26 protein-coding genes are annotated in these 24,094 nt (G+C 64.5%); 23 read left to right on the top strand and 3 right to left on the bottom strand.

Annotated elements, in window-relative coordinates:
* The first annotated feature begins 1 nt into the window (after nucleotide 1).
* Nucleotides 2–910 (top strand): protein translocase subunit SecF, encoded by a 909-nt coding sequence (gene secF / locus F3I62_RS05625; protein WP_160488701.1) that lies wholly within the window; start codon nucleotides 2–4, stop codon nucleotides 908–910.
* 178 nt (nucleotides 911–1,088) lie between these two features.
* Nucleotides 1,089–1,637 (top strand): glycine zipper 2TM domain-containing protein, encoded by a 549-nt coding sequence (locus F3I62_RS05620; protein ID WP_160488700.1) that lies wholly within the window; start codon nucleotides 1,089–1,091, stop codon nucleotides 1,635–1,637.
* Nucleotides 1,638–1,699: 62 nt separating this feature from the next.
* Here F3I62_RS05620 and suhB read toward each other — a convergent pair whose 3' ends face one another.
* Nucleotides 1,700–2,515 (bottom strand): inositol-phosphate phosphatase, encoded by an 816-nt coding sequence (gene suhB / locus F3I62_RS05615; RefSeq protein WP_160488699.1) that lies wholly within the window; start codon nucleotides 2,513–2,515, stop codon nucleotides 1,700–1,702.
* A 145-nt stretch (nucleotides 2,516–2,660) separates the two neighbouring features.
* Here suhB and trmJ point away from each other — a divergent pair, with 145 nt between their 5' ends.
* From trmJ to F3I62_RS05510, 21 genes are all read left to right on the top strand, one after another.
* The gene (gene trmJ, locus F3I62_RS05610; protein ID WP_160488698.1) at nucleotides 2,661–3,440 is read left to right on the top strand and encodes a tRNA (cytosine(32)/uridine(32)-2'-O)-methyltransferase TrmJ; all 780 of its coding nucleotides are present in this window, start codon (nucleotides 2,661–2,663) and stop codon (nucleotides 3,438–3,440) included.
* The gene (gene cysE / locus F3I62_RS05605) at nucleotides 3,433–4,212 is read left to right on the top strand and encodes a serine O-acetyltransferase (protein ID WP_160489030.1); all 780 of its coding nucleotides are present in this window, start codon (nucleotides 3,433–3,435) and stop codon (nucleotides 4,210–4,212) included. Before trmJ ends, cysE begins: the two co-directional genes overlap by 8 nt.
* A gap of 139 nt (nucleotides 4,213–4,351) precedes the next feature.
* Nucleotides 4,352–4,843 (top strand): Fe-S cluster assembly transcriptional regulator IscR, encoded by a 492-nt coding sequence (gene iscR, locus F3I62_RS05600; RefSeq protein ID WP_160082284.1) that lies wholly within the window; start codon nucleotides 4,352–4,354, stop codon nucleotides 4,841–4,843.
* 32 nt (nucleotides 4,844–4,875) lie between these two features.
* Nucleotides 4,876–6,090, top strand: coding sequence for an IscS subfamily cysteine desulfurase (locus tag F3I62_RS05595; RefSeq protein ID WP_160488697.1), 1,215 nt, complete (start codon nucleotides 4,876–4,878; stop codon nucleotides 6,088–6,090).
* Between the two features lie 49 nt (nucleotides 6,091–6,139).
* Nucleotides 6,140–6,526 carry a Fe-S cluster assembly scaffold IscU gene (gene iscU, locus F3I62_RS05590; RefSeq protein WP_160082280.1) on the top strand — a complete coding sequence of 129 codons (387 nt, stop codon included), beginning with the start codon at nucleotides 6,140–6,142 and terminating at the stop codon, nucleotides 6,524–6,526.
* A gap of 26 nt (nucleotides 6,527–6,552) precedes the next feature.
* On the top strand, nucleotides 6,553–6,876 hold the full coding sequence (gene iscA, locus F3I62_RS05585; protein ID WP_160488696.1) for an iron-sulfur cluster assembly protein IscA: 324 nt from the start codon (nucleotides 6,553–6,555) through the stop codon (nucleotides 6,874–6,876).
* 8 nt (nucleotides 6,877–6,884) lie between these two features.
* A complete protein-coding gene (hscB, locus tag F3I62_RS05580) occupies nucleotides 6,885–7,406 on the top strand; it encodes a co-chaperone HscB (RefSeq protein ID WP_160488695.1) in 522 nt (173 codons plus the stop codon).
* 42 nt (nucleotides 7,407–7,448) lie between these two features.
* Nucleotides 7,449–9,314 carry a Fe-S protein assembly chaperone HscA gene (gene hscA / locus F3I62_RS05575; RefSeq protein ID WP_160488694.1) on the top strand — a complete coding sequence of 622 codons (1,866 nt, stop codon included), beginning with the start codon at nucleotides 7,449–7,451 and terminating at the stop codon, nucleotides 9,312–9,314.
* Nucleotides 9,315–9,320: 6 nt separating this feature from the next.
* The gene (gene fdx, locus F3I62_RS05570; protein ID WP_160082271.1) at nucleotides 9,321–9,659 is read left to right on the top strand and encodes an ISC system 2Fe-2S type ferredoxin; all 339 of its coding nucleotides are present in this window, start codon (nucleotides 9,321–9,323) and stop codon (nucleotides 9,657–9,659) included.
* A gap of 12 nt (nucleotides 9,660–9,671) precedes the next feature.
* A complete protein-coding gene (gene iscX / locus F3I62_RS05565) occupies nucleotides 9,672–9,872 on the top strand; it encodes a Fe-S cluster assembly protein IscX (RefSeq protein ID WP_160488693.1) in 201 nt (66 codons plus the stop codon).
* 94 nt (nucleotides 9,873–9,966) lie between these two features.
* Nucleotides 9,967–10,398 (top strand): nucleoside-diphosphate kinase, encoded by a 432-nt coding sequence (ndk, locus tag F3I62_RS05560; RefSeq protein WP_090442892.1) that lies wholly within the window; start codon nucleotides 9,967–9,969, stop codon nucleotides 10,396–10,398.
* A gap of 24 nt (nucleotides 10,399–10,422) precedes the next feature.
* Complete coding sequence (rlmN, locus tag F3I62_RS05555) at nucleotides 10,423–11,568, top strand: 23S rRNA (adenine(2503)-C(2))-methyltransferase RlmN (protein WP_160488692.1); 1,146 nt, start codon at nucleotides 10,423–10,425, stop codon at nucleotides 11,566–11,568.
* Between the two features lie 12 nt (nucleotides 11,569–11,580).
* Nucleotides 11,581–12,342 carry a type IV pilus biogenesis/stability protein PilW gene (pilW, locus tag F3I62_RS05550; RefSeq protein WP_160489029.1) on the top strand — a complete coding sequence of 254 codons (762 nt, stop codon included), beginning with the start codon at nucleotides 11,581–11,583 and terminating at the stop codon, nucleotides 12,340–12,342.
* Nucleotides 12,342–13,463: a RodZ domain-containing protein gene (locus F3I62_RS05545; protein ID WP_160488691.1), complete on the top strand. Its 1,122-nt coding sequence runs from the start codon at nucleotides 12,342–12,344 to the stop codon at nucleotides 13,461–13,463. Before pilW ends, F3I62_RS05545 begins: the two co-directional genes overlap by 1 nt.
* Nucleotides 13,464–13,465: 2 nt before the next feature.
* Nucleotides 13,466–14,578 (top strand): flavodoxin-dependent (E)-4-hydroxy-3-methylbut-2-enyl-diphosphate synthase, encoded by a 1,113-nt coding sequence (gene ispG / locus F3I62_RS05540; RefSeq protein WP_160488690.1) that lies wholly within the window; start codon nucleotides 13,466–13,468, stop codon nucleotides 14,576–14,578.
* Between the two features lie 18 nt (nucleotides 14,579–14,596).
* A complete protein-coding gene (hisS, locus tag F3I62_RS05535; protein WP_160488689.1) occupies nucleotides 14,597–15,886 on the top strand; it encodes a histidine--tRNA ligase in 1,290 nt (429 codons plus the stop codon).
* 35 nt (nucleotides 15,887–15,921) lie between these two features.
* Nucleotides 15,922–16,554, top strand: a complete 633-nt coding sequence (locus F3I62_RS05530) for a tetratricopeptide repeat protein (RefSeq protein WP_160488688.1) — start codon at nucleotides 15,922–15,924, stop codon at nucleotides 16,552–16,554.
* Complete coding sequence (gene bamB, locus F3I62_RS05525; RefSeq protein ID WP_160488687.1) at nucleotides 16,547–17,698, top strand: outer membrane protein assembly factor BamB; 1,152 nt, start codon at nucleotides 16,547–16,549, stop codon at nucleotides 17,696–17,698. Before F3I62_RS05530 ends, bamB begins: the two co-directional genes overlap by 8 nt.
* Nucleotides 17,699–17,776: 78 nt before the next feature.
* Complete coding sequence (der, locus tag F3I62_RS05520) at nucleotides 17,777–19,240, top strand: ribosome biogenesis GTPase Der (RefSeq protein ID WP_160488686.1); 1,464 nt, start codon at nucleotides 17,777–17,779, stop codon at nucleotides 19,238–19,240.
* 159 nt (nucleotides 19,241–19,399) lie between these two features.
* Entirely contained in the window at nucleotides 19,400–20,548 is a 1,149-nt protein-coding gene (locus tag F3I62_RS05515) for a pyridoxal phosphate-dependent aminotransferase (RefSeq protein ID WP_160488685.1), read from the top strand.
* A gap of 36 nt (nucleotides 20,549–20,584) precedes the next feature.
* The gene (locus F3I62_RS05510; protein WP_160488684.1) at nucleotides 20,585–21,373 is read left to right on the top strand and encodes an amidohydrolase; all 789 of its coding nucleotides are present in this window, start codon (nucleotides 20,585–20,587) and stop codon (nucleotides 21,371–21,373) included.
* Between the two features lie 13 nt (nucleotides 21,374–21,386).
* Here F3I62_RS05510 and F3I62_RS05505 read toward each other — a convergent pair whose 3' ends face one another.
* Together F3I62_RS05505 and leuA are read right to left on the bottom strand one after the other, a co-directional pair.
* On the bottom strand, nucleotides 21,387–22,142 hold the full coding sequence (locus F3I62_RS05505; RefSeq protein ID WP_160488683.1) for an ABC transporter substrate-binding protein: 756 nt from the start codon (nucleotides 22,140–22,142) through the stop codon (nucleotides 21,387–21,389).
* A gap of 163 nt (nucleotides 22,143–22,305) precedes the next feature.
* Nucleotides 22,306–23,976, bottom strand: coding sequence for a 2-isopropylmalate synthase (gene leuA / locus F3I62_RS05500; RefSeq protein WP_160488682.1), 1,671 nt, complete (start codon nucleotides 23,974–23,976; stop codon nucleotides 22,306–22,308).
* Nucleotides 23,977–24,094: the final 118 nt, after the last annotated feature.

Raw genomic sequence — 24,094 nt, 5'->3', positions numbered from 1 at the left:
GATGAAAACTATCAACTTCATGGGCGTGCGCAATATCGCGTTCGCCCTGACCATGGTGCTGACCCTGATCGCGCTGGGCAGCTGGTTCTTCAAGGGGCTGAACTTCGGCCTCGACTTCACCGGCGGTGCGCAGATCGAGCTGGCCTACACCAATCCGGCGGATCTGTCCCTGGTGCGCGACCAGCTGGCCGCGGCCGGCTTCGAGGATGCCGTGGTGCAGAGCTTCGGTGCCACCACCGACGTGGTGGTGCGCATGCAGGGCGATGACCCGCAGCTGGGCAGCAAGGTGGTAGAGGCGCTGCAGGCGGCCGATGCGGCCAACCCGGTGCAGGTGAAGAAGGTCGAGTTCGTCGGCCCTCAGGTCGGTGAAGAGCTGCGTGACCAGGGTGGCCTGGGCATGCTCCTGGCGCTTGGCGGCATCCTGCTGTACCTGGCCTTCCGCTTCCAGTGGAAGTTCGCCGTGGGCGCCATCGTCTCGCTGATCCACGACGTGGTGGTGACGCTGGGTATCCTGTCGTTCTTCCAGGTCACCTTCGACCTGACCGTGCTGGCTGCCGTGCTGGCGATCATCGGCTACTCGCTGAACGACACCATCGTGGTCTTCGACCGGGTGCGCGAGAACTTCCGTGTGCTGCGCAAGGCCAGCCTGATCGACAACATCAACATCTCCACCACGCAGACCCTGCTGCGTACCATGGCGACTTCGATCTCCACCCTGCTGGCGATCATCGCCCTGCTGGTGTTCGGTGGCGACAACCTGTTCGGTTTCTCCATTGCCCTGTTCGTCGGTGTGCTGGCGGGTACCTACTCGTCGATCTACATCGCCAACGTGGTGCTGATCTGGCTGAGCCTGACCAGTGAAGACCTGATTCCTCCGGTGGCTGCCGAGGAAGTGGATGAGCGGCCCTAAGCGCTCCTCGCTCGCACGAAGCCCGGCTGATGCCGGGCTTCGTGTTTCTGCGCTGTGACGCTGCTCCCATTTGTCGGTTATGCCGGGGTTGGCGGGGAACTCGGCCTGTGCCGATGTCTCCAAGGCTAGGAATAATGGCGCAAAATGCGCTGCGCGGAATGTGTCCCAGGAGGGCCGGATGAACAAGTCGATGATCGTGGGTGCAGTATTGGGGGCGGTGGGGGTGACTGCCGGCGGTGCTGTGGCGACCTATAACCTGGTCAAGGGTCCGCAGTATGCCGAGGTGCTCGCCGTACAGCCGGTCAATGAAACCATCAAGACGCCGCGCGAAGTCTGCAAGGATGTGGCCGTGACCCGGCAGAAGCCGGTCAAGGACCAGCACCAGATCGCCGGTACGGCCATCGGTGCGGTGGTTGGCGGCCTGCTCGGCAACCAGGTCGGTGGCGGCAGCGGCAAGAAGCTGGCGACCGTGGCTGGCGCGGTAGGCGGCGGCTACGCCGGCAACAAGGTGCAGGAAAACATGCAGGAAGGCGACACCTACACCACCACCGAGACCCGCTGCAGCACGGTGATGGACACCAGCGAGAAGCTGGTAGGCTATGACGTGAAGTATCAGCTCGATGGCAAGGTCGGCCAGGTGCGCATGGATCGCGATCCGGGCAGCCGCATTCCGCTCGATGAGCAGGGGCAGCTGGTGCTGGCCGATCCGGCCCAGCCCGTTCAGTAATTCTCCGGCAATAAAAAACCGCCCCGTGGGGCGGTTTTTTTGTGGGCTGGGAAAAAGCGCGGTTAGCGCTTCATCGACGGCGCCAGGTGTGGCTGGATGGCGGTCAGCACGGCCTTGAAGCACTTGGTGTTGCCGGCGACGATCTGGCCCTTCTCGAGGAACTCGTGGCCACCGCTGAAGTCGCTGACCAGGCCGCCCGCCTCCTGGATCAGCAGGGCGCCTGCGGCCATGTCCCATTCGGACAGGCCGAATTCCCAGAAGGCGTCGTAGCGGCCGGCGGCAACGTAGGCCAGGTCCAGGCTGGCGGCGCCGGCGCGGCGAATGCCGGCGGTCTGGCCCACCAGGCTGCGGAACATGCCCAGGTAGTTGTCGAGGTTGTCGATCTGCTCGTTGCGGAACGGGAAGCCGGTGCCGAGCAGGGCGCCGTCCAGGCTCTTGCGGGTGCTGACGCGCAGGCGGCGGCCATTGATGGCGGCGCCGCGGCCGCGGCTGGCAGTGAACTCTTCCTGGCGCACCGGGTCGAGGACCACGGCGTGCTCGAGGCGGCCGCGGTATTTGCAGGCGATGCTGACGGCGAAGTGCGGCACGCCGCGCAGGAAGTTGGTGGTGCCGTCCAGCGGGTCGATGATCCACTGGTAGTCGGCGCCATCACCGGTGCCCTGGATGATGCCGCTTTCCTCGCCCATGAAGCCGTGCGTCGGGTAAGCCTTCTGCAGGGCCTGGATGATGGTCTGCTCGGCGGCGCGGTCGACCTCGGACACGTAGTCGTGGGCATCTTTCTCGCTGACCGAGATGACGTCCAGGCGCTCGATGGAGCGGAAGATCAGTTCACCGGCGCTGCGGGCTGCGCGCAGCGCGATATTCAGCATGGGCTGCATGGGGAGATTCACCTGGGTCGTTAAAGAAAGCCGGCCATACTAGCAGAAAAGCCTGAATATGTAGCCTAGCCTTTGTCGCGCGTGGCGTAACTCTTGGTCGTTCTGTAAGATCGGCGACCCTTTCGTTTCTCGCCAGGAGCTCGCGGTGCTGCAGAATATTCGTGTGGTTCTGGTCAATACCAGCCATCCCGGCAATATCGGCGGGGCTGCGCGGGCCATGAAAAACATGGGCCTGTCGCGTCTGGTGCTGGTGGATCCCGAGGATTTTCCGAGCGGCGAGGCGGTGGCGCGCGCCTCCGGTGCTGTGGATATCCTCGAGGCGGCGCAGGTGGTCGCTACCCTCGAAGAGGCGCTGGTCGGCTGCAGCGTGGTACTGGGCACCAGTGCCCGTGACCGGCGCATTCCCTGGCCGCTGCTCGATCCGCGCGAGTGCGCGACGACCTGCCTGGAGCATGTCGGGCTGGGTGGCGAAGTGGCGCTGGTGTTCGGTCGCGAATATGCCGGCCTGACCAACGAAGAGCTGCAGCGCTGCCAGTTCCATGTGCACATCCCTTCCGATCCCGAATTCAGCTCGCTGAACCTGGCGACCGCCGTGCAGGTGCTGACCTACGAAGTGCGCATGGCGTGGCTGGCCGCGCAAGGCCAGCCGACCAAGATGAGCAAGCTGGAAACCACGGCGATGCTCAACACACAGCTGGTGACCGCGGACGAGCTGGAGCTGTTCTACGGTCATCTGGAGAGTACTCTGGTCGAGATAGGCTTCCTCGATCCGCAGAAGCCGCGGCATCTGATGTCGCGCCTGCGCCGCCTGTACGGTCGCAGCGCGATCAGTCGGCTGGAGATGAACATCCTGCGCGGTATCCTGACGGAAACCCAGAAAGTAGTGCGTGGCGAGCCCCACAAGCGGAGACAAGATGATGTTTGAGCGAGTGCGCGAAGATATCCAGAGCGTATTTCACCGTGATCCGGCGGCGCGCAATGCCTTCGAAGTGCTGACCTGCTACCCCGGCCTGCACGCGATCTGGCTGCATCGCCTGGCGCATGCGCTGTGGGGGGCTGGCTGGAAGTGGCTGGCGCGCGTGGTGTCGAACTTCGGGCGCTGGATGACCGGGATCGAGATCCATCCAGGGGCGAAGATCGGTCGGCGCTTCTTCATCGACCACGGCATGGGCATCGTCATCGGCGAAACCGCCGAGATCGGCAATGATGTGACCCTGTATCAGGGCGTGACCCTGGGTGGCACCAGCTGGAACAAGGGCAAGCGCCACCCGACCCTGGAAGATGGGGTGGTGGTGGGGGCCGGGGCCAAGGTGCTCGGGCCCTTCACCGTGGGTGCCGGGGCCAAGATCGGCTCCAATGCGGTGGTGACCAAGGCGGTGCCGGCCGGCGCCACCGCGGTCGGCATCCCTGGGCGGATCATCGCCAAGGCCGATGACGAGCAGGAGGCCAAGCGCCAGGCCATGGCCGAGAAGCTCGGCTTCGATGCCTATGGCGTCAGTCAGGACATGCCGGACCCGGTGGCGCGCGCCATTGGTCAGTTGCTGGATCATCTGCAGGCGGTCGACGGTCGTCTGGAGGGCATGTGTGCGGCGCTCAAGGCTCTGGGCAGCGACTATTGCGCCAAGGAGTTGCCGGCCCTGCGCGACGAGGATTTCGCCGGGGTGTGCAAGGAACAGGGCGACAAGCCGGCGGCCTGATGCCTAGTGCTGCGGGGTTTGGTATGATTTGCGCCCCTCGCCGAGGTTAATTCCTACTGTTTTGATCGGTCTTATAGTTGACCTAAATAGTAGGAAAAGGGGATACTTGCGGCAATTCAGCGAAACCGTGGTAACCACCATGCGCTTGACCACCAAAGGCCGTTACGCCGTCACCGCGATGCTCGATCTGGCGCTGCATGCCCAGCACGGGCCGGTGTCCCTTGCCGATATTTCCGAGCGCCAGGGTATTTCCCTGTCCTATCTCGAGCAGCTGTTCGCCAAGCTGCGTCGTGGCAACCTGGTCAGCAGCGTGCGCGGGCCGGGTGGTGGCTACCAGTTGTCGCGCGACATGCGCGTGATTCAGGTGGCTCAGGTGATCGATGCGGTCAATGAGTCGGTGGATGCCACGCGCTGCCAAGGCCTGGGTGATTGTCACTCCGGCGATACCTGCCTGACCCATCACCTGTGGTGCGACCTCAGTCAGCAGATTCATGAGTTCCTCAGTGGCATCAGCCTGGCTGACCTGGTGACTCGCCGAGAAGTGCAGGAAGTTGCCCTGCGTCAGGACCAGCTCCGCTGCAATGGCAGGACGCCACGCCTGGATAAGATCGAAGCGTCCGCCGTTGAGTGAGCAGGGCGTCTGCCTGAATTAGGAGAAATCTGATGAGATTGCCGATTTACCTCGATTATTCCGCTACCACTCCGGTTGACCCGCGCGTTGCACAGAAGATGAGCGAGTGCCTGCTGGTGGATGGCAACTTTGGCAACCCGGCTTCGCGCTCCCACCTGTTCGGCTGGAAGGCTGAGGAGGCGGTGGAGAATGCTCGCCGCCAGGTCGCCGAGCTGGTCAATGCCGACCCGCGCGAGATCGTCTGGACCTCCGGTGCCACCGAGTCCGACAACCTGGCGCTCAAGGGTGTTGCGCACTTCTACAGCAGCAAGGGCAAGCACATCATCACCTCGAAGATCGAGCACAAGGCGGTCCTCGACTCCGCTCGCCAGCTGGAGCGCGAGGGGTTCGAAGTGACCTACCTGGAGCCGGGCGAAGATGGCCTGGTGACCGCGGCCATGGTCGAGGCCGCGCTGCGTGACGACACCATTCTGGTTTCGATCATGCACGTGAACAACGAGATCGGCACGATCAACGACATCGGCGCCATCGGTGAGCTGACCCGCTCCCGGGGCGTGCTGTTCCATGTCGATGCGGCGCAGTCCACCGGCAAGGTGGAGATCGATCTGGAGAAGATCAAGGTCGACCTGATGTCCTTTTCCGCGCACAAAACCTACGGGCCCAAGGGCATCGGCGCGCTCTACGTACGGCGCAAGCCGCGCGTGCGCCTGGAAGCGCAGATGCATGGCGGCGGTCACGAGCGCGGCATGCGTTCCGGCACCCTGGCCACCCACCAGATCGTCGGCATGGGCGAGGCCTTCCGCATCGCCAAGGTTGAAATGGCCCAGGAAAACGAGCGCATCCGCGCCCTGCGTGACCGTTTCTACAAGCATGTCGAGGGCATGGAAGAGCTGTACATCAACGGCAGCATGACCCAGCGTGTGCCGCATAACCTCAACCTCAGCTTCAACTACGTCGAGGGTGAGTCGCTGGTCATGGCGCTCAAGGATCTGGCGGTTTCCTCCGGTTCAGCCTGTACCTCGGCCTCCCTGGAGCCGTCCTATGTGCTGCGTGCCCTGGGCCGCAACGACGAGCTGGCGCATAGCTCGATCCGCTTCACCTTCGGCCGCTTCACCACCGAGGAAGAGGTCGACTACGCCGCCTCGAAGATTCGCGATGCAGTGGGCAAGCTGCGTGAGCTGTCGCCGCTGTGGGATATGTTCAAAGAGGGTGTCGATCTGTCCAAGGTCGAATGGCAGGCGCACTGATTGTTTAGTCGCCTCCAAGAGCGGCACCTGATGAGAGAGGAATTGCACCATGGCTTACAGTGAAAAGGTCATCGACCACTACGAAAATCCGCGCAACGTCGGCAAGCTCGACGCCGAAGATCCGGATGTCGGCACCGGCATGGTCGGTGCGCCGGCTTGCGGCGACGTGATGCGCCTGCAGATCAAGGTCAACGAGCAGGGCGTCATCGAAGACGCCAAGTTCAAGACCTATGGCTGCGGTTCGGCGATCGCTTCCAGCTCCCTCGCCACCGAGTGGATGAAGGGTAAGACCCTGGACGAAGCCGAGACCATCAAGAATACCCAGCTGGCCGAAGAGCTGGCCCTGCCGCCAGTGAAGATCCACTGCTCGGTACTCGCCGAGGACGCCATCAAGGCGGCCGTGCGCGACTACAAGCAGAAGAAGGGTCTGCTCTGAGCCTCTCCAGTCTGTAAGGAGTTGTTATGGCGATTACCATGACCGAAGCGGCTGCGCAGCACGTGCAGCGTTCCCTCGAGGGGCGCGGCAAGGGTGCGGGCATTCGTCTGGGGGTGCGCACCACCGGCTGTTCGGGCCTGGCCTATGTGCTGGAGTTCGTCGATGAGCTGGCGGCCGAAGACCAGGTGTTCGAGAGTTTCGGGGTGAAAGTGATCATCGACCCGAAGAGCCTGGCCTATATCGATGGCACCGAACTGGACTTCGTGCGCGAAGGTCTCAACGAGGGCTTCAAGTTCAACAACCCTAACGTGCGTGGCGAATGCGGCTGCGGCGAGAGCTTCAACGTCTGAGGCCATTCGTGGGCAGTCCCTGTCATTTCGCTTTGTTTGACCTGCAACCGAGCTTTCGCCTGGATCAGGCGCAGTTGTCTGCGCGCTATCGCGAGCTGGCCAAGGCCGTGCACCCGGATCGTTTTGCCGATGCCTCCGAGCGCGAACAGCGCCTGGCGCTTGAGCATTCGGCCAGCCTCAACGAGGCCTACCAGACGCTCAAGAGTGCGCCGCGGCGCGCGCTCTATCTGCTCGCCCTGCGCGGGCGCGAGTTGCCGTTGGAGGTGACGGTGCAGGATCCGCAGTTCCTGCTGCAGCAGATGCAGTTGCGCGAGGAGCTGGAAGACCTGCACGACAGCGCCGATCTGGCGGGCGTGGCGGCCTTCAAGCGCCGCCTCAAGACGGCTCAGGACGAGCTCGATGAAGCTTTTGCGGCTTGCTGGGATGATGCTGCGCGTCGCGAGGAGGCCGAGCGCCTAGTGCGGCGCATGCAGTTTCTCGACAAGCTGTCCCACGAAGTGCGCCAGCTGGAAGAGCGCCTCGACGATTAACCGCCGTGCAGCCTGAGCTGCGCGCCTGACCTCCAGAGCATCATGGCCCTACTGCAGATCGCCGAGCCCGGCCAAAGCCCTCAGCCCCACCAGCGCCGCCTGGCCGTGGGGATCGATCTGGGCACCACCAATTCCCTGGTCGCTGCCGTGCGCAGCGGCCTGTCTGCGCCGCTGGCGGATGCCGAAGGCCAGGTCATTCTGCCGTCCGCGGTGCGCTACCACGCCGACCGCGTCGAGGTCGGCCAGGCCGCCAAGCTGGCGGCGCCGCTCGATCCGCTGAATACCGTGCTGTCGGTCAAACGCCTGATGGGGCGTGGCCTGAGCGACGTCAAGCAGCTGGGTGAGCAGTTGCCGTACCGCTTCGTCGGTGGCGAGTCGCACATGCCGTTCATCGACACGGTGCAGGGGGCCAAGAGCCCGGTCGAAGTGTCTGCCGAGATTCTCAAGGCGCTGCGTCAGCGCGCCGAGGAGGCGCTGGGTGGCGAGCTGGTTGGGGCGGTGATCACCGTGCCGGCCTATTTCGACGATGCCCAGCGTCAGGCCACCAAGGATGCCGCGCGTCTGGCCGGCCTGAATGTCCTGCGCCTGCTCAACGAGCCCACGGCGGCGGCGGTGGCCTACGGCCTCGACCAGCAGGCCGAGGGTGTTGTCGCCATCTACGACCTGGGTGGCGGCACCTTCGATATTTCCATCCTGCGCCTGACCCGCGGCGTGTTCGAGGTGATGGCCACCGGCGGCGACAGTGCCCTGGGTGGCGACGACTTCGATCACGCGATCGCCAACTGGGTCCTACAGCAGGCCGGTCTGTCCCTGGATCTCGATCCGGGTACCCAGCGCAGCCTGCTGCAGGCGGCCTGTGCGGCCAAGGAAGCGCTGACCGGCGCCGACTCGGTGGTCGTTGCCCATGCCGGCTGGCAGGGCGAGCTGACTCGCGCGCAGTTCGATGCGCTGATCGAGCCCATGCTGGCGCGCAGCCTCAAGGCCTGTCGGCGTGCGGTGCGCGATGCCGGCATCGAGCTGGAGGAAGTCGAGGCGGTGGTCATGGTCGGTGGCTCCACCCGCGTGCCGCGGGTGCGTGCCGCGGTGGGCGAGCTGTTTGCCCGCGAGCCGCTGACCGATATCGATCCGGATCAGGTGGTGGCCATCGGCGCGGCGATCCAGGCCGATACCCTGGCCGGCAACAAGCGTGGCAATGGCGAAGAGCTGCTGCTGCTCGACGTGATTCCGCTGTCCCTGGGGTTGGAAACCATGGGCGGCCTGATGGAGAAGATCATTCCGCGCAACACCACCATCCCGGTGGCGCGTGCGCAGGACTTCACCACCTACAAGGATGGCCAGACGGCCATGATGATTCATGTGCTGCAGGGTGAGCGCGAGCTGATCAGCGACTGCCGTTCCCTGGCGCGCTTCGAGCTGCGCGGCATTCCGCCGCTGGTGGCCGGCTCGGCGAAGATCCGCGTGACCTTCCAGGTCGATGCCGATGGCCTGCTGGGCGTAACGGCGCGCGAACTGGGCTCCGGAGTGGAGGCCAGCATTCAGGTCAAGCCGTCCTACGGTCTGACCGATGGCGAGATCGCCCGCATGCTGCAGGACTCCTTCCGCAATGCCGGTGGCGACAAGGCCGCCCGTGCGCTGCGCGAGCAGCAGGTCGAGGCCGAGCGCCTGCTTGAAGCGGTGCAGTCGGCCCTGGATGCCGATGGCGAGCGCCTGCTCGATGCCGATGAGCGCATGGCCATCGAGCTGTGCATGACCGAGCTGCGCGAGCTGGCTGGCGGCTCCGATGCACTGGCCGTCGAGCAGCAGGTCAAGCGCCTGTCGCAGATCACCGACGCTTTCGCCGCCCGGCGGATGGATGCCACGGTCAAGGCAGCCCTGTCCGGGCGTCGACTCAATGAAATCGAGGAATAACTGAGAATGCCGCAGATCATTGTTCTGCCCCATGCCGAACATTGCCCGGAAGGGGCCGTGTTCGAAGCGCAAGCTGGCGAGACTGTGCTGGATGCCGCGCTGCGCAATGGTATCGAGATCGAGCATGCCTGCGAGAAATCCTGCGCCTGTACCACCTGCCATGTGGTGATCCGCGAGGGCTTCAACTCGCTGGAGCCTTCCGATGAGCTGGAAGACGACATGCTGGACAAGGCCTGGGGGCTGGAGCCGAGCTCGCGCCTGTCCTGTCAGGCCGTGGTGGCGGATCAGGACCTGGTGGTCGAGATCCCCAGGTACACCATCAACCAGGTCTCCGAAGGTCACTAAGAGGAGCGAGTCATGAGTCTGAAATGGGCTGATGTGCTGGATATCGCCATTGAACTGGCCGAGAGCAGGCCGGATGTCGATCCGCGCTACGTCAATTTCGTCGACCTGCATGGCTGGGTGCTGTCCCTGCCGGACTTCGACGATGACCCACAGCGTGGTGGCGAGAAGGTTCTCGAGGCGATTCAGGCGGCCTGGATCGAAGAGTCCGAGTAGGGGCTGGCAGCCCCCGGCCTACGCATTTTTCCCTAACCCGCGTATAATTCGCGGGTTTACTTGTTCGCTTTAATCCTTGTTTCTGGAGTTTCACATGGCTGTTCAACGTACTTTCTCCATCATCAAGCCGGATGCCGTTGCCAAAAACGTTATCGGCGAGATCACCACCCGCTTCGAAAAAGCCGGCCTGCGCGTCGTTGCTTCGAAGATGGTTCAGCTGTCCGAGCGCGAAGCCGCTGGCTTCTACGCCGAGCACAGCGAGCGCGGCTTCTTCAAGGACCTGGTTGCCTTCATGACCTCTGGTCCGGTCATCGTCCAGGTTCTGGAAGGCGAAGACGCCGTCCTGAAAAACCGTGAGCTGATGGGCGCCACCAATCCGAAAGAAGCGGCTGCCGGCACCATTCGTGCCGATTTCGCCGTTTCCATCGACGAGAACGCCGTACACGGTTCCGACTCCGAGGCTTCCGCCGCTCGCGAGATCGCCTACTTCTTCGCCGCCACCGAGGTGTGCGCTCGCATTCGCTAATGGCGAACAGGCGAGGGTGAGTTCATGACTGAGACTGCCGGTAAAATCAATCTGCTGGGTCTGACCCAGCCTGAAATGGAGAGCTTCTTCGAGTCCATCGGAGACAAGCGCTTCCGTGCCGGTCAGGTCATGAAGTGGATTCACCACTTTGGCGTCGATGATTTCGACGCCATGAGCAATCTGGGCAAGGCCTTGCGCGAAAAGCTCAAGGCCTGTGCCGAAATTCGTGGTCCCGAGGTTGTCAGCCAGGACATTTCCGCCGATGGCACCCGCAAATGGGTGGTGCGCGTGGCGTCCGGCAGTTGCGTCGAGACCGTTTACATCCCGCAAGGCGGCCGTGGCACCCTGTGTGTGTCGTCCCAGGCTGGCTGCGCGCTGGATTGCAGTTTCTGCTCCACCGGCAAGCAGGGCTTCAACAGCGACCTGACCGCCGCGGAAATCATCGGCCAGGTGTGGATTGCCAACAAATCCTTCGGCACCGTGCCGGCCAAGATCGATCGGGCCGTCACCAACGTGGTGATGATGGGCATGGGCGAGCCCCTGCTCAACTTCGACAATGTGGTTGCCGCCATGCGCATCATGATGGACGACCTCGGCTATGGCATCTCCAAGCGCAAGGTAACGCTGTCCACCTCCGGCGTGGTGCCGATGATCGACAAGCTGGGCGAGGTCATCGACGTGTCCCTGGCCCTGTCGCTGCATGCGCCGAACGACGAGCTGCGCAGCCAGCTGGTACCGATCAACAAGAAGTATCCGCTGGATATGCTGCTGCCCGCGTGCCGTCGCTATATCGAAGGACTGGGCGAGAAACGCTTCCTAACCATCGAGTACACCCTGCTCAAGGACGTCAACGACCAGCCCGAGCATGCTGAGCAGATGATCGCACTTCTCAAGGATTTTCCTTGCAAGATCAATCTGATTCCGTTTAATCCCTTCCCCTTCTCCGGTTACGAGCGGCCGAGCAACAACGCCATTCGCCGTTTTCAGGACCTGCTCCACAAGGCCGGGCACAATGTCACCGTGCGCACCACCCGTGGTGACGATATCGATGCGGCCTGTGGTCAACTGGTAGGTCAGGTTCAGGACCGTACCCGGCGCAGCGAGCGTTATATCGCCGTGCGCCAGCTGGGCAGCGAGGCTGAAGAACCTCGCACCACCAATCGAACTTGAAAGGGGATGTTCATGATTTTGCGCGCTGCGCTGTTTCTGTCGCTTGCAGGCTTGCTGGCCGGTTGCGTGACTACTGGCGGCATGAAGGATCCGCTCAGCACTGACGAAGGGCGTGATCAGGCGCGGGACGCCTATATCCAGTTGGGTATCGGTCTGCTGAATCAGGGTACTACGGAAAAGGCCAAGGAACCGCTGAAGTCCGCCCTCGAACTGGATCCTTCCAGTGCCGAGGCGCATGCAGCCTTGGCCGTGGTCTTCCAGCGCGAGATGGAGTCCAATCTCGCGGAAGAACACTATCGCAAGGCCATTTCGCTGAGTTCGGGTGAGTCGCGCATACTGAACAACTATGGCGGCTTCCTCTTCGAGCAGAAGCGTTATCAGGAAGCCTACGATATTTACCTCAAGGCTTCCGAGGATACGCTCTACGCCGAGCGCTCCCGGGTTTTCGAGAATCTGGGTTTGACCGCTTTGCAGTTGGGCAAGCGTGACGATGCCGAGCATTATTTCGAGCGCTCTTTACGCTTGAACAGCCAGCGTCCGGTGTCCCTGTTACAGATGGCTCAGCTGAATTTCGACAAGAAACAGTACGTCCCGGCGCGTAGTTACTACGAAGGTTTCAGTCAGCTGTCTGGGCAGACGCCACAGAGCCTGCTGCTGGGTATCCGTCTTGCCAAGGTGTTCGATGAGCGTGACCGGGCTGCCAGCCTGGGCCTGCAAATGAAAAGACTCTATCCGGGTACCCCGGAATATCAGCAATACCTGTCGGAGCAGTGATGAAGACGTCGCATCCCGAAGCAGTAGCGGCGAGTCGTGTCAATCCGGGCGATACCCTGCGCAAGGCTCGCGAGAGCAAGGGCTGGGCGCTGACCGAGGTGGCGGCACAACTCCATTTGACCGAGCAGGCCCTGCATCAGCTGGAAACCGGTGCCTTCGACAAGCTGCCGGGGCATACCTTTGCCCGGGGCTATGTGCGCGCCTATGCCAAGTTGCTGGGGATGGACCAGGCGCCTTTGGTCAGCGAATTCGATCAGTTCACCGGCAGCGATGCCAGCGGCAGCAGCGTGCACAGCCTGGGTCGTATCGAGGAGCCGGTGCGCCTCTCGCAGAGCATCCTGAAAATCGTCAGCCTGTGCCTGTTGCTCGTCCTGGGTGTCGGGGCATTCTTCTGGTGGCAGGCCGGGGCCGGCAAGGTCAGCCTGGTGCCCGCCGACCTGGGGCTCGAGCATGTCGAGGTCGAAGGTGCGGATGGCACGACCGAGATCCATCCGCTGGGTGAGCTGGAAGACCAGGCGGTCGTCGCGGCGCAAGCGCCCGTCGAATTGCCGGTGCCGGTATTGCCCGGAGAGCAGGTCGGCGCGCCGGAGGCTGCTGCGGCCCCTGAGGGCGCCAGCTCCACCCCGCCTGTTGCCGATGCGCCGGCGGCTGCCCCGGTACTTGCCACGCCTCCTGCGGCTGCCCCGGTACTTGCCACGCCTCCTGCGGCTGCACCGGTGATGCCGTCGGCGGTTGCCGCAGCGGAAACATCCGCTCCCGCATCCTCCGCTCCGGCCCCGGCCCCGGCCCCGGCTCCGCTCAGCCCTGCTGTGCCTGCCGCCGCAGCGCCGGTGGCCGAGGTTCCGGCCGAGCCGGCTGCGGTTGTCGTGCCGGCCGCCGGCGAGGCCAAGGTCCATCTGCAGTTCACCGCCAACTGCTGGACCCAGCTGACCGATGCCAATGGCAAGGTGCTGCTCAGTGCGTTGAAGCGCCGTGGCGAAAGTGTCGAACTGATCGGCAAGGCTCCGCTGGAGCTGCGCCTGGGCTATGCCCGTGGAGCCGAAGTGCGCGTGGACGGCCAACTGGTCGATCTGGCCGCCTTCACTCACGGTGAAACCGCTCGCCTGAAGCTGGGTCAATAGATATGCATTGCGAATCCCCGATCAAACGTCGCCTGTCCCGCAAGATTTGGGTCGGCTCGGTACCGGTTGGTGGCGATGCGCCGATCTCGGTGCAGAGCATGACCAACACCGACACCTGCGACGTGGCCGCCACCGTCGGCCAGATACTCCGCCTGGAAGAGGCCGGCGCCGACATCGTCCGCGTCTCGGTGCCAGACATGCAGGCCGCCGAGGCTTTCGGCAAGATCAAGCAGCAGGTGCATGTGCCGCTGGTGGCCGACATCCATTTCGACTACCAGATCGCCCTGCGCGTGGCCGAGCTGGGCGTCGACTGCCTGCGCATCAATCCGGGCAATATCGGCCGCGAAGGCCGTGTGCGCGCGGTGGTCGAAGCCGCCCGCGACAAGGGCATCCCGATCCGTATCGGGGTCAATGCCGGCTCGCTGGAAAAGGACCTGCAGAAGAAATACGGCGAACCGACCCCAGAAGCGCTGGTCGAGTCGGCGCTGCGCCATGTCGAGCACCTGGATCGCCTGAACTTTCCCGACTTCAAGGTCAGCGTGAAGGCCTCCGACGTGTTCATGGCCGTCGAGGCCTACCGTCTGCTGGCCAAGCAGATCGAGCAGCCGCTGCACCTGGGTATCACCGAGGCTGGCGGCCTGCGCTCCGGTACCGTGAAGTCGGCGGTGGGCCTGGGCATGCTGCTGATGGACGGCATCGGCGACACCATCCGCATCTCCCTGGCCGCCGATCCGGTGGAAGAGATCAAGGTCGGTTACGACATCCTCAAGTCCCTGCGCCTGCGCTCGCGTGGCATCAACTTCATCGCCTGCCCGAGCTGCTCGCGGCAGAACTTCGATGTGGTGAAGACCATGAACGAGCTGGAAAGCCGCGTCGAAGACCTGCTCGTACCGCTGGATGTTGCGGTGATCGGCTGCGTGGTCAACGGCCCCGGCGAGGCCAAGGAAGCGCATATCGGCCTGACCGGCGGTACGCCGAACAACCTCATCTATATCGACGGCAAGCCGGCACACAAGCTGACCAATGAAAACCTGGTGGACCAGCTGGAAAAGCTGATCCGCCAGAAAGCAGCCGAGAAGGTCGAGGCCGAGGCGGCTGTGATCGCCCGCGGCTGACCGCACTAAGGAATATTTGTGAGCAAGACCCTGCAAGCCATCCGCGGCATGAACGACATCCTGCCGGAGCAGACGCCGACCTGGCGCTATCTGGAAAACACCCTGGCGGGATTGCTGGAGGGCTACGGCTACAAGGAAATCCGCCTGCCAGTGCTCGAGTTCACCGAACTGTTCGCCCGCGGCATCGGCGAAGGCACCGATGTGGTCGACAAGGAGATGTACACCTTCCTCGACCGCAACCAAGAGTCCCTGACCCTGCGTCCGGAAGGCACTGCCGGTTGCGTGCGGGCGGTGCTGGAGCATGGCCTGACCGGCGGCGGCCAGGTACAGAAACTCTGGTACGCCGGGCCGATGTACCGCTACGAGAAGCCACAAAAAGGCCGCTATCGCCAGTTCCACCAGGTCGGCGTGGAGGTGTTCAACCTGCCCGGTCCGGATATCGATGCCGAGCTGATCGTGCTCACCGCGCGCCTGTGGCAGCAGCTGGGGCTGGCCGATTCGGTCACCCTGCAGCTCAACAGCCTGGGCTCCAGCGATGCCCGTGCGGTCTATCGCGATGCCCTGGTGGCCTATCTGCAGGAGCGCTTCGAGCAGCTCGACGAGGACAGCCAGCGTCGCCTGACCACCAACCCGCTGCGCATTCTCGACAGCAAGAACGCCCAGACCCAGGCGCTGCTCGCCGATGCGCCGACCCTGCATGACTACCTCGACGAGGAGTCGCGCGTGCATTTCGAGGGGCTCAAGGCGCGCCTGGATGCGGTCGGTATCGGTTACCAGATCAACCCGAAGCTGGTGCGTGGCCTGGATTACTACGGCCGCACCGTGTTCGAGTGGGTCACCGACAAGCTCGGCTCGCAAGGCACCGTGTGTGCCGGTGGGCGTTACGACGGGCTGATCAGCCAGTTCGGCGGCAAGCCGACCCCCGGCGTCGGCTTCGCCATGGGCGTCGAGCGTCTGGTGCTGTTGCTGGAAACCCTCGATCTGGTCCCCGCGCATCTGCACAGCCCGGCCGATCTCTACCTGTGTGCCTTCGGCGAGCCGGCCGAGCTGGCCGCCCTGGCCCTGGCCGAGCGCCTGCGTGACGCCTTGCCGGGCCTGCGCCTGGTGGTCAACGCCGGTGCCGGCAGCTTCAAGAGCCAGTTCAAGAAGGCCGACAAGAGCGGCGCGCGCTTCGCCCTGATTCTGGGTGAGGACGAACTGGCCAGCCGCGTGGTAGGTTGCAAACCTTTGCGCGACGACAGCGAACAACAAACCATTGCCTGGGATGCGCTTGCGCAGCACCTTGCCACCTGCCTGGCGCAGGCTTGAAGCCTTCAAAGAATTAAGGAGTAACCGGGGTGAGCATGACCGAAGAAGAACAGATTGCGCAGATCAAGGACTGGTGGCAGCGCAATGGCAAACCCCTGCTAACGGGCGGCGCGCTGGCGCTGGCGCTGGTATTCGGCTGGAACGCCTGGCAGAGCTACCAGACCAAGCAGGCGCAAAGCGCCTCGCTGATCTACCAGCAACTGCTGGAGACCAGTCTGACCGGCAGCACCCCGGATGCCGGCAAGGTCGCCGAGCTGGCAGGCAAGCTGAAGAGCGAGTACGCCGGCACTCACTACGCCCAGTACGCCTCGCTGTTCGTGGCCAAGGTCGCCGTGGAAGCCGGCAAGCTGGATGATGCCGCAGCCGAACTCAAGGCGCTGAGCGACAAGCCGGTCGATGCGACCGTGGCCGAACTGGCCCGTCAGCGCCTGGCCCGTGTCCTGGCCGCCCAGGGCAAGGCCGAAGATGCGCTCAAACTGCTCGAAGGCGAAGCCGCCAAGGTCTGGCAGGCCAGCCGTGAAGAGCTCAAGGGCGATCTGCTGGTGCAGCTTGGCCGTACCGACGATGCCCATGCCGCCTACCTGAAGGCCAAGGCCGCACTGGCCGACGATGCCGCCGTAGGCAGCCTGCAAATGAAACTCGACGACCTGGCGAAAGGGGATGCGTGACGTGATGCGCTGGAAGAATGCCGCCGTGCTGGCCCTGGCCGTTCTGGCCGTGGGGTGCAGCAGCAACAGCAAGAAGGAACTGCCGCCCGCCGAACTCCCTGAGTTCCAGGAAGAGGTCGAACTGCAGAGCCAGTGGAGCCGCTCCATCGGTGATGGTCAGGGTGAGCTGTACAACCTGCTGACCCCGGCCGTGGATGGCGAGCGTCTATTCGCCGCCGATGCCGAGGGCATCGTGATGGCTCTCGACCGCCTGAATGGCGACGTGTTCTGGAAAGTCGACCTGGAGCTGCCGGTATCCGGCGGCGTCGGTGCCGGTTACGGCCTGGTGCTGGTCGGCACCCTGAAAGGCGAAGTAATCGCCCTCGACGCCAGCTCCGGTGAAGAGCGCTGGCGTGCCCGGGTGAGCAGCGAAGTGCTGTCCGCTCCGGCGACCAATGGCGACGTGGTTGTGGTGCAGACCCAGGACGACCGTCTGATCGGCCTGGATGCCAGCACCGGCGAACAACGCTGGATCTACGAGAACAGCCCGGCCGTGCTGACCCTGCGTGGCACCAGCAGCCCGGTGGTGACCAACCGCCTGGCCATCGCCGGCCTGTCCACCGGCAAGGTGATTGCCCTGGATATCCAGCGCGGCATCCCGGTGTGGGAGCAGCGTGTGGCCGTACCCCAAGGTCGCTCCGAGCTGGAGCGGGTGGTCGACATCGACGGCAGCCTGCTGCTCTCCGGTGGCACCCTGTACGTGGTGACCTATCAGGGCAAGGTGGCCGGTATCGACATCGAAAGTGGGCGCCAGCTGTGGCAGCGTGAGGCGTCCAGCTACGTGGGCCTGGCCCAGGGCTTCGGCAACGTCTATGTCAGCCAGGCCGGTGGCAGCGTCGAGAGCATCGACGAGCGCTCCACCTCGGCCCTGTGGAACAACGATGCCCTGGCTCGTCGCCAGCTGTCCGCGCCGGAAGTGTTTTCCAGCTACGTGGCGGTGGGTGACCTGGAAGGCTACCTGCACCTGCTGAGCCAGGTGGACGGCCACTTCGTCGGCCGCGAGAAGATCGACGGCGACGGCCTGCGGGCTCGTCCGCTGGTGGTCGGTGACTGGATTTACGCCTACGGCAACAGCGGGAAACTGGTCGCGCTGACCATCCGCTAAGCTGTTTTGCAATGTCCGGCCGCTGCCGTTTACGGCAGCGGCCTTTGTGTTTTCTGGATTTAGCTGTGGAGGAGCCCAATGGTTCCGGTAATCGCCCTGGTGGGCCGTCCCAATGTGGGCAAGTCGACCCTGTTCAACCGCCTGACCCGCACCCGCGATGCGATCGTCGGCGATCTGTCCGGCCTGACCCGTGATCGCCAGTATGGCGAGGCCAAGTGGGAAGGGCGCAGCTACATCCTGGTCGATACCGGCGGCATCTCCGGTGACGAGGAAGGCATCGACGAGAAGATGGCCGAGCAGTCGCTGCTGGCGATCGAGGAAGCCGACGTGGTGCTGTTCCTGGTCGATGCCCGGGCGGGCATGACCGCCGGCGACCAGATGATTGGCGAACACCTGCGCAAGCGCAACAAGCGCAGCTACCTGGTGGTGAACAAGATCGACAACATCGATCCGGACATCGCCCGTGCCGAGTTCAGCCCCATGGGCATGGGCGAGGCCCTGCCGATTGCCGGCGCCCATGGCCGCGGCATCACCCAGCTGCTGGAGGCGGCGCTCGGTGAGTTCCCCCGCGACGAGGACGACGGCGCCATCGATGAGGAAGTCGCCGAAGGCGAGGAAGCCAAGCGCATTCCGGGCCCGAGCGAGAAGGACGGGATCAAGATCGCCATCATCGGCCGGCCCAACGTCGGCAAGTCGACCCTGGTCAACCGCATGCTCGGCGAGGACCGCGTGGTCGTCTATGACCAGCCGGGTACCACCCGCGACAGCATCTACATCCCGTTCGAGCGTAACGACGAGAAGTACACGCTGATCGACACCGCCGGCGTGCGCAAGCGCGGCAAGATCCACGAGGAAGTGGAAAAGTTCTCGGTGGTGAAGACTCTGCAGGCGATCAAGGACGCCAACGTGGTGATCTTCGTCATGGACGCCCGTGAAGGCGTGGTCGACCACGACCTCAACCTGCTCGGCTTCGCCCTGGAGGCCGGGCGCGCCCTGGTCATCGCCCTGAACAAGTGGGACGGCATGGAGCCGGGCGAGCGCGACTACGTGAAGACCGAGCTGGAGCGCCGGCTGTTCTTCGTCGACTTCGCCGACATCCACTTCATCTCCGCCCTGCACGGTACCGGCGTGGGCAACCTGTACAAGTCGGTGCAGGCCTCGTTCAAGTCGGCGATCACCCGCTGGCCGACCAACCGCCTGACCCAGATCCTCGAGGACGCGGTGCAGGAGCACCAGCCGCCGATGGTCAGCGGTCGACGGATCAAGCTGCGCTATGCCCACCTCGGTGGTGCCAACCCGCCGCTGATCGTGATCCACGGCAACCAGGTCGAGGCGGTGCCGAAGTCCTATACCCGCTACCTGGAAAACACCTACCGCCGCGTCCTCAAGCTGGTCGGCACGCCGATCCGCATCGAGTACAAGGGCGGTGAGAACCCCTACGAGGGCAAGAAGAACACCCTCACCGACCGCCAGGTGAACAAGAAGCGCCGCCTGATGAGCCACCACAAGAAGGCCGAGAAGAAGCGTCGCGACAAGAAGTAACGCTCGCCAGGCGGGCCTGTTCCCGTCAGGCGGGGATCCAGGCGTGAAAAGGCGCAGAAGGCATAAGCTTCTGCGCCTTTTTCATAAGCGCGGCTGCTGCATCCGGCCCGGGCCATGGGCTATCCTCGCCGCTCGCGCCCGTCAGCAGGAATAGGCCTGATGCTCACCAGCAAGTTGCCGCATGTCGGCACCACCATCTTCACCCGCATGTCCCAGCTCGCCGTGGAAAGCGGCGCGCTCAACCTGTCCCAGGGCTTCCCCGATTTCGATGGGCCGCAGGCCCTGCGTGAGGCGGTCGGCCGGCATATCGCCGCCGGGCACAATCAATACGCACCGATGACCGGCCTGCCGGCCCTGCGCGAGCAGGTGGCGGCGAAGATCGCCCGCTGCTATGGGCGCACGGTCAGCGCCGATAGCGAGGTGACCATCACTCCCGGCGCCACCCAGGCGATCTTCTGCGCGATCCAGGCGCTGATCCAGGCGGGCGACGAGGTGATCGTCTTCGATCCCTGCTACGACAGCTACGAGCCTTCCGTGGTGCTGGCCGGCGGGCGTTGTGTGCACGTGCCGCTGGCCCTGCCGGACTTCGCCATCGACTGGCAGCGTCTGCAGGATGCGCTGAGCCCGTGCACCCGCCTGATCATCCTCAACAGCCCGCACAACCCCAGCGGCGCCCTGATCGGCGCGGCGGACCTGGAGCGCCTGGCCGCGCTGATCCGTGGCCGCGACATCTACCTGCTGAGTGACGAGGTCTACGAACACCTGGTGTTCGACGGCGTGCGCCACGCCAGCGTGCTGGCCCACGAGGAACTGTACCAGCGCGCCTTGGTGGTCAGTTCCTTCGGCAAGACCTACCACGTCACCGGCTGGAAGACCGGCTATGTGGTGGCGCCGCCGGCGCTGTCCGCCGAGCTGCGCAAGGTGCACCAGTACGTCAGCTTCTGCGGGGTGACCCCGCTGCAATGGGCGCTGGCCGACTTCATGGCCGAACACCCGGAGCACGTCAGCGAGTTGCCGGCCTTCTACCAGAGCAAGCGCGACCTGTTCTGCGACCTGCTGGGCGGCTCGCGCTTCGCCTTCACGCCGACCGCGGGCACCTATTTCCAGCTGGCCGACTACTCGGCGATCCGCCCGGAGCTGGACGATGTGGCCATGGCCGAATGGCTGACCCGTGAGCACGGGGTGGCGGCCATCCCGGTCTCGGTGTTCTACCAGCAGCCGCCGGCCGACCTGCGCCTGGTGCGCTTCTGTTTCGCCAAGCGCGAGGACACCCTGCGCCAGGCCGCCGACAAACTCTGCGCGGTGTAACCTGGCAGGGTGTCCCCAACGGTTTGAGGAGTTGCGATGAGCCATAAGCCCGATCTCGAACTGGCGCTGATCCAGACCGAACTGGTCTGGCAGGATCCGGCGGCCAACCGCGCGCACTTTGCCGAGCTGCTGGTCGAGGCGCGCGCCGCCGATCTGGTGATCCTGCCGGAAATGTTCAGCACCGGTTTCTCCATGCACTCCTCGGCTCTGGCCGAAGCGGAGGACGGGCCGACCAGCGCCTGGCTGCTGGAGCAGGCCGAGCGCATCGGCTCGGTGATCTGCGGCAGCCTGATCATCCAGGCCGCCGACGGCAGCTACCGCAACCGCCTGCTGTGGGCGCGCCCGGACGGCACGCTGGCCCATTACGACAAGCGTCACCTGTTTCGCATGGCCGGCGAGCACAAGCACTACGCGGCCGGCGAGCAGCAGGTGGTGCTGGAGCTGAACGGCTGGCGGGTGCGCCCGCTGATCTGCTACGACCTGCGCTTCCCGGTATGGAGCCGCGATCCCGGCGGCACCGACCTGCTGCTGTACACCGCCAACTGGCCGGCTGCGCGGCGCCAGCACTGGAATCGCCTGCTGCCGGCGCGGGCCATCGAGAACCTGTGCTACGTGGCCGCGGTCAACCGCATCGGCAGCGATGGCAACGCTCATCCCTACAGCGGCGACAGCCAGGTGCTGGACTTCCAGGGCGACGCCTTGCTGGCGCCGGGCGAGGCCGGCGGGGTGTTCCGCACCCGGCTCAGCGCGGCCGCCCTGGCCACCTATCGCCAGCGCTTTCCGGCCCACCTGGACGCCGATCCGTTCAGCCTGGACGAAGCCTGATCGGCGCGAGGCGCTACTGCTGCAGGTAGTGGTCGTAGATCTGCTGGTAGCGCCCGCTGCTTTTCAGCTGTTCGAGGCCGGCGTCGAAGTCGTCGCGGATCTGCCGGTCGCGAAATAGCGGGCGGTAATCCTCGGGGTCTTCCTCGACGAAGTGGTGCAGCTCGGTGGCCTGGGCCTTGAACAGGCTGGTGCGTTCGAGCAGCAGCTCGAAGTAGCGGAAGATGCTCTGGTCGCTGAGCACCACGTCGTAGCGCGCCTTGTTCAGGCCGAGCACCTGCAGCTCCTGGTTGTTCTGCTCGAAGTACAGCCCGGCCTGCTGGGTCTGCGCCAGCCACTCCGGGTAGCGCTGGGCCGCGCCGGGAAAGGCCACCACGCTGAGTCCGGCCAGGTCCTGCGGGCGCTGGATGCGCAGCTTGCGCTTTTTCAGGGTGATGAACACGTTCTGGTAGATCACCGCCGGTTGGCCATAATGGGCGCCGGCCTGGCTGAGATCCTGGCCCAGGTCGGTCATCGCCGCATCCACTTCGCCCTGGCGAAAGCTCAGCGGTACGCGGGCCAGCGGGTAGTAGTGCGGCTTGAGGCGGTGGCCCCTGAAGGCCAGGGCTTCGCCGATGATCTCCAGTTCGATGCCGCTGTCGCTTTCCGGGAAGCAGAAGGGCGGAATCTTCTCGCCGAAGGCCATCACCACCTCGGCCGCGCTGCCGTAGCCGCTGCCGCCCAGCAGGGCCGTGGCCAGGACGAGGCGGGCCAGCAGGTTGGGCTTGCTCATCGTGGGCTCTCCGCGTTGCTGCTGTCGTGCAGTCTAGGAGCTGGCGCTGGGGGTGTGAAATAAAAAAGGGGAGCGCTGGGCTCCCCTGGTTAGCTGTTGCGGCGGTTGCCGGTGCGCCGACTCGCCGTGACGGGCGCGGGACAAGCCGCGCCTACGCCGGCGTTCAGGCCGCCTGGGCCTCGGCCTGGCTCATGGCGCGGTTGAGGGCGCTGAACAGGGCGCGGAAGGTCGCGGTGGTCAGGTTCTCGTCGATGCCGATGCCATGCAGCGGGCGCCCGCCGTTGAGACGGATCTCGATGTAGGCCACGGCCTGGGCGTTGGTGCCGGCGCTGATGGCGTGCTCGTGGTAATCCATGATCTCCACATTCATCGGCAGGGCGGCGACCAGGGCTTCCAGCGGGCCCTTGCCGGTTCCGTGCTTGCGGCGCAGCTCGCCGTTGAAGTTGACGTCCACATCGACGTTGCAGATGCCGTTCTCTTCCTGCAGGCGATGGCTCTTCAGCACGTAGGGGCTGGTGGCCTTGAGGTACTCGTTTTCCAGCAGGCCGTAGATCTGCGCGGCGGTCATCTCCAGACCGAGGCGGTCGGTTTCCTTCTGCACCACCTGGCTGAACTCGATCTGCATGCGGCGCGGCAGGCTGATGCCGTACTCCTGCTCGAGAAGGAAGGTGATGCCGCCCTTGCCGGACTGGCTGTTGACGCGGATCACCGCCTCGTAGTCGCGGCCGATGTCGGCCGGGTCGATCGGCAGGTACGGCACTTCCCACACGCCTTGCGGGTCCTGCTGGGCGAAGCCCTTGCGGATCGCGTCCTGGTGCGAGCCGGAGAAAGCGGTGTGGACCAGGTCGCCGACGTACGGATGCCGCGGGTGCACCGGCAGCTGGTTGCATTCCTCGACCACCTTGCGCACCGAGTCGATGTCGGAGAAGTCCAGCTCGGGGTCGACGCCCTGGGTGTAGAGGTTGAGCGCCACGGTGACCAGGTCGACGTTGCCGGTGCGTTCGCCGTTGCCGAACAGGCAGCCTTCCACGCGGTCACCGCCGGCCATCAGGCCCAGTTCGGTGGCGGCCACGCCGGTGCCGCGATCGTTGTGGGTATGCAGGCTGATCAGCACGCTGTCGCGCTTGTCGATGTGGCGGCAGAACCACTCGATCTGGTCGGCGTAGACGTTCGGCGTGGCGGCCTCGATGGTCGCCGGCAGGTTGAGGATCAGCTTCTGCGCCGGGGTCGGCTGGAATACGCCGATCACCGCGTTGCACACCTCGACGGCGAATGCGGTCTCGGTGGAGCTGAACACTTCCGGCGAGTACTCGAAACGCCAGGCGGTTTCCGGCGCCTGGGCGGCCAGGCGCTGGATGATCTGCGCGGCATTCACGGCGATCTCGATCACGCCGGCCTGGTCCTGGTTGAAGACGATGCGGCGGAAGCTCGGCGCGGTGGCGTTGTAGTAGTGGACGATGGCCTGCTTGGCGCCCTTGAGCGACTCGAAGGTGCGGGTGATCAGGTCTTCGCGGGCCTGGGTCAGCACCTGGATGGTCACGTCGTCCGGAATGTGGCCGCCTTCGATCAGCTCGCGGACGAAGTCGAAGTCGGTCTGCGAGGCGGACGGGAAGCCCACTTCGATTTCCTTGATGCCGACCTTCACCAGGGTCTTGAAGAAACGCATCTTCTTCTCGGCATCCATCGGCTCGATCAGCGACTGGTTGCCGTCGCGCAGGTCGGAAGAAAGCCAGATCGGCGCCTGGTCGATGGTCTTGGACGGCCAGGTGCGGTCCGCGATGTCGATCTGCGGGAACGGGCGGTATTTGGTCGACGGGTCTTTGAGCATGGTCATCGGGCTAATCCTTGGTGCGGCGGCGGGCCGGAGAAAACGGGGTGTTGGCGAACGAGGACTTAGCCGCGCAGTCGCGGGCTGACCAGGCGCAGGCAGGCGTGTTGGCGCAACAGAATGA

The sequence above is a fragment of the Pseudomonas sp. R-28-1W-6 genome (genome assembly GCF_009799925.1).
In the GTDB taxonomy this organism is placed as follows: Bacteria; Pseudomonadota; Gammaproteobacteria; order Pseudomonadales; family Pseudomonadaceae; genus Aquipseudomonas.
Note: the sequence above shows the minus strand (reverse complement) of the source record. Positions and strands in the feature narration are given on the sequence as shown.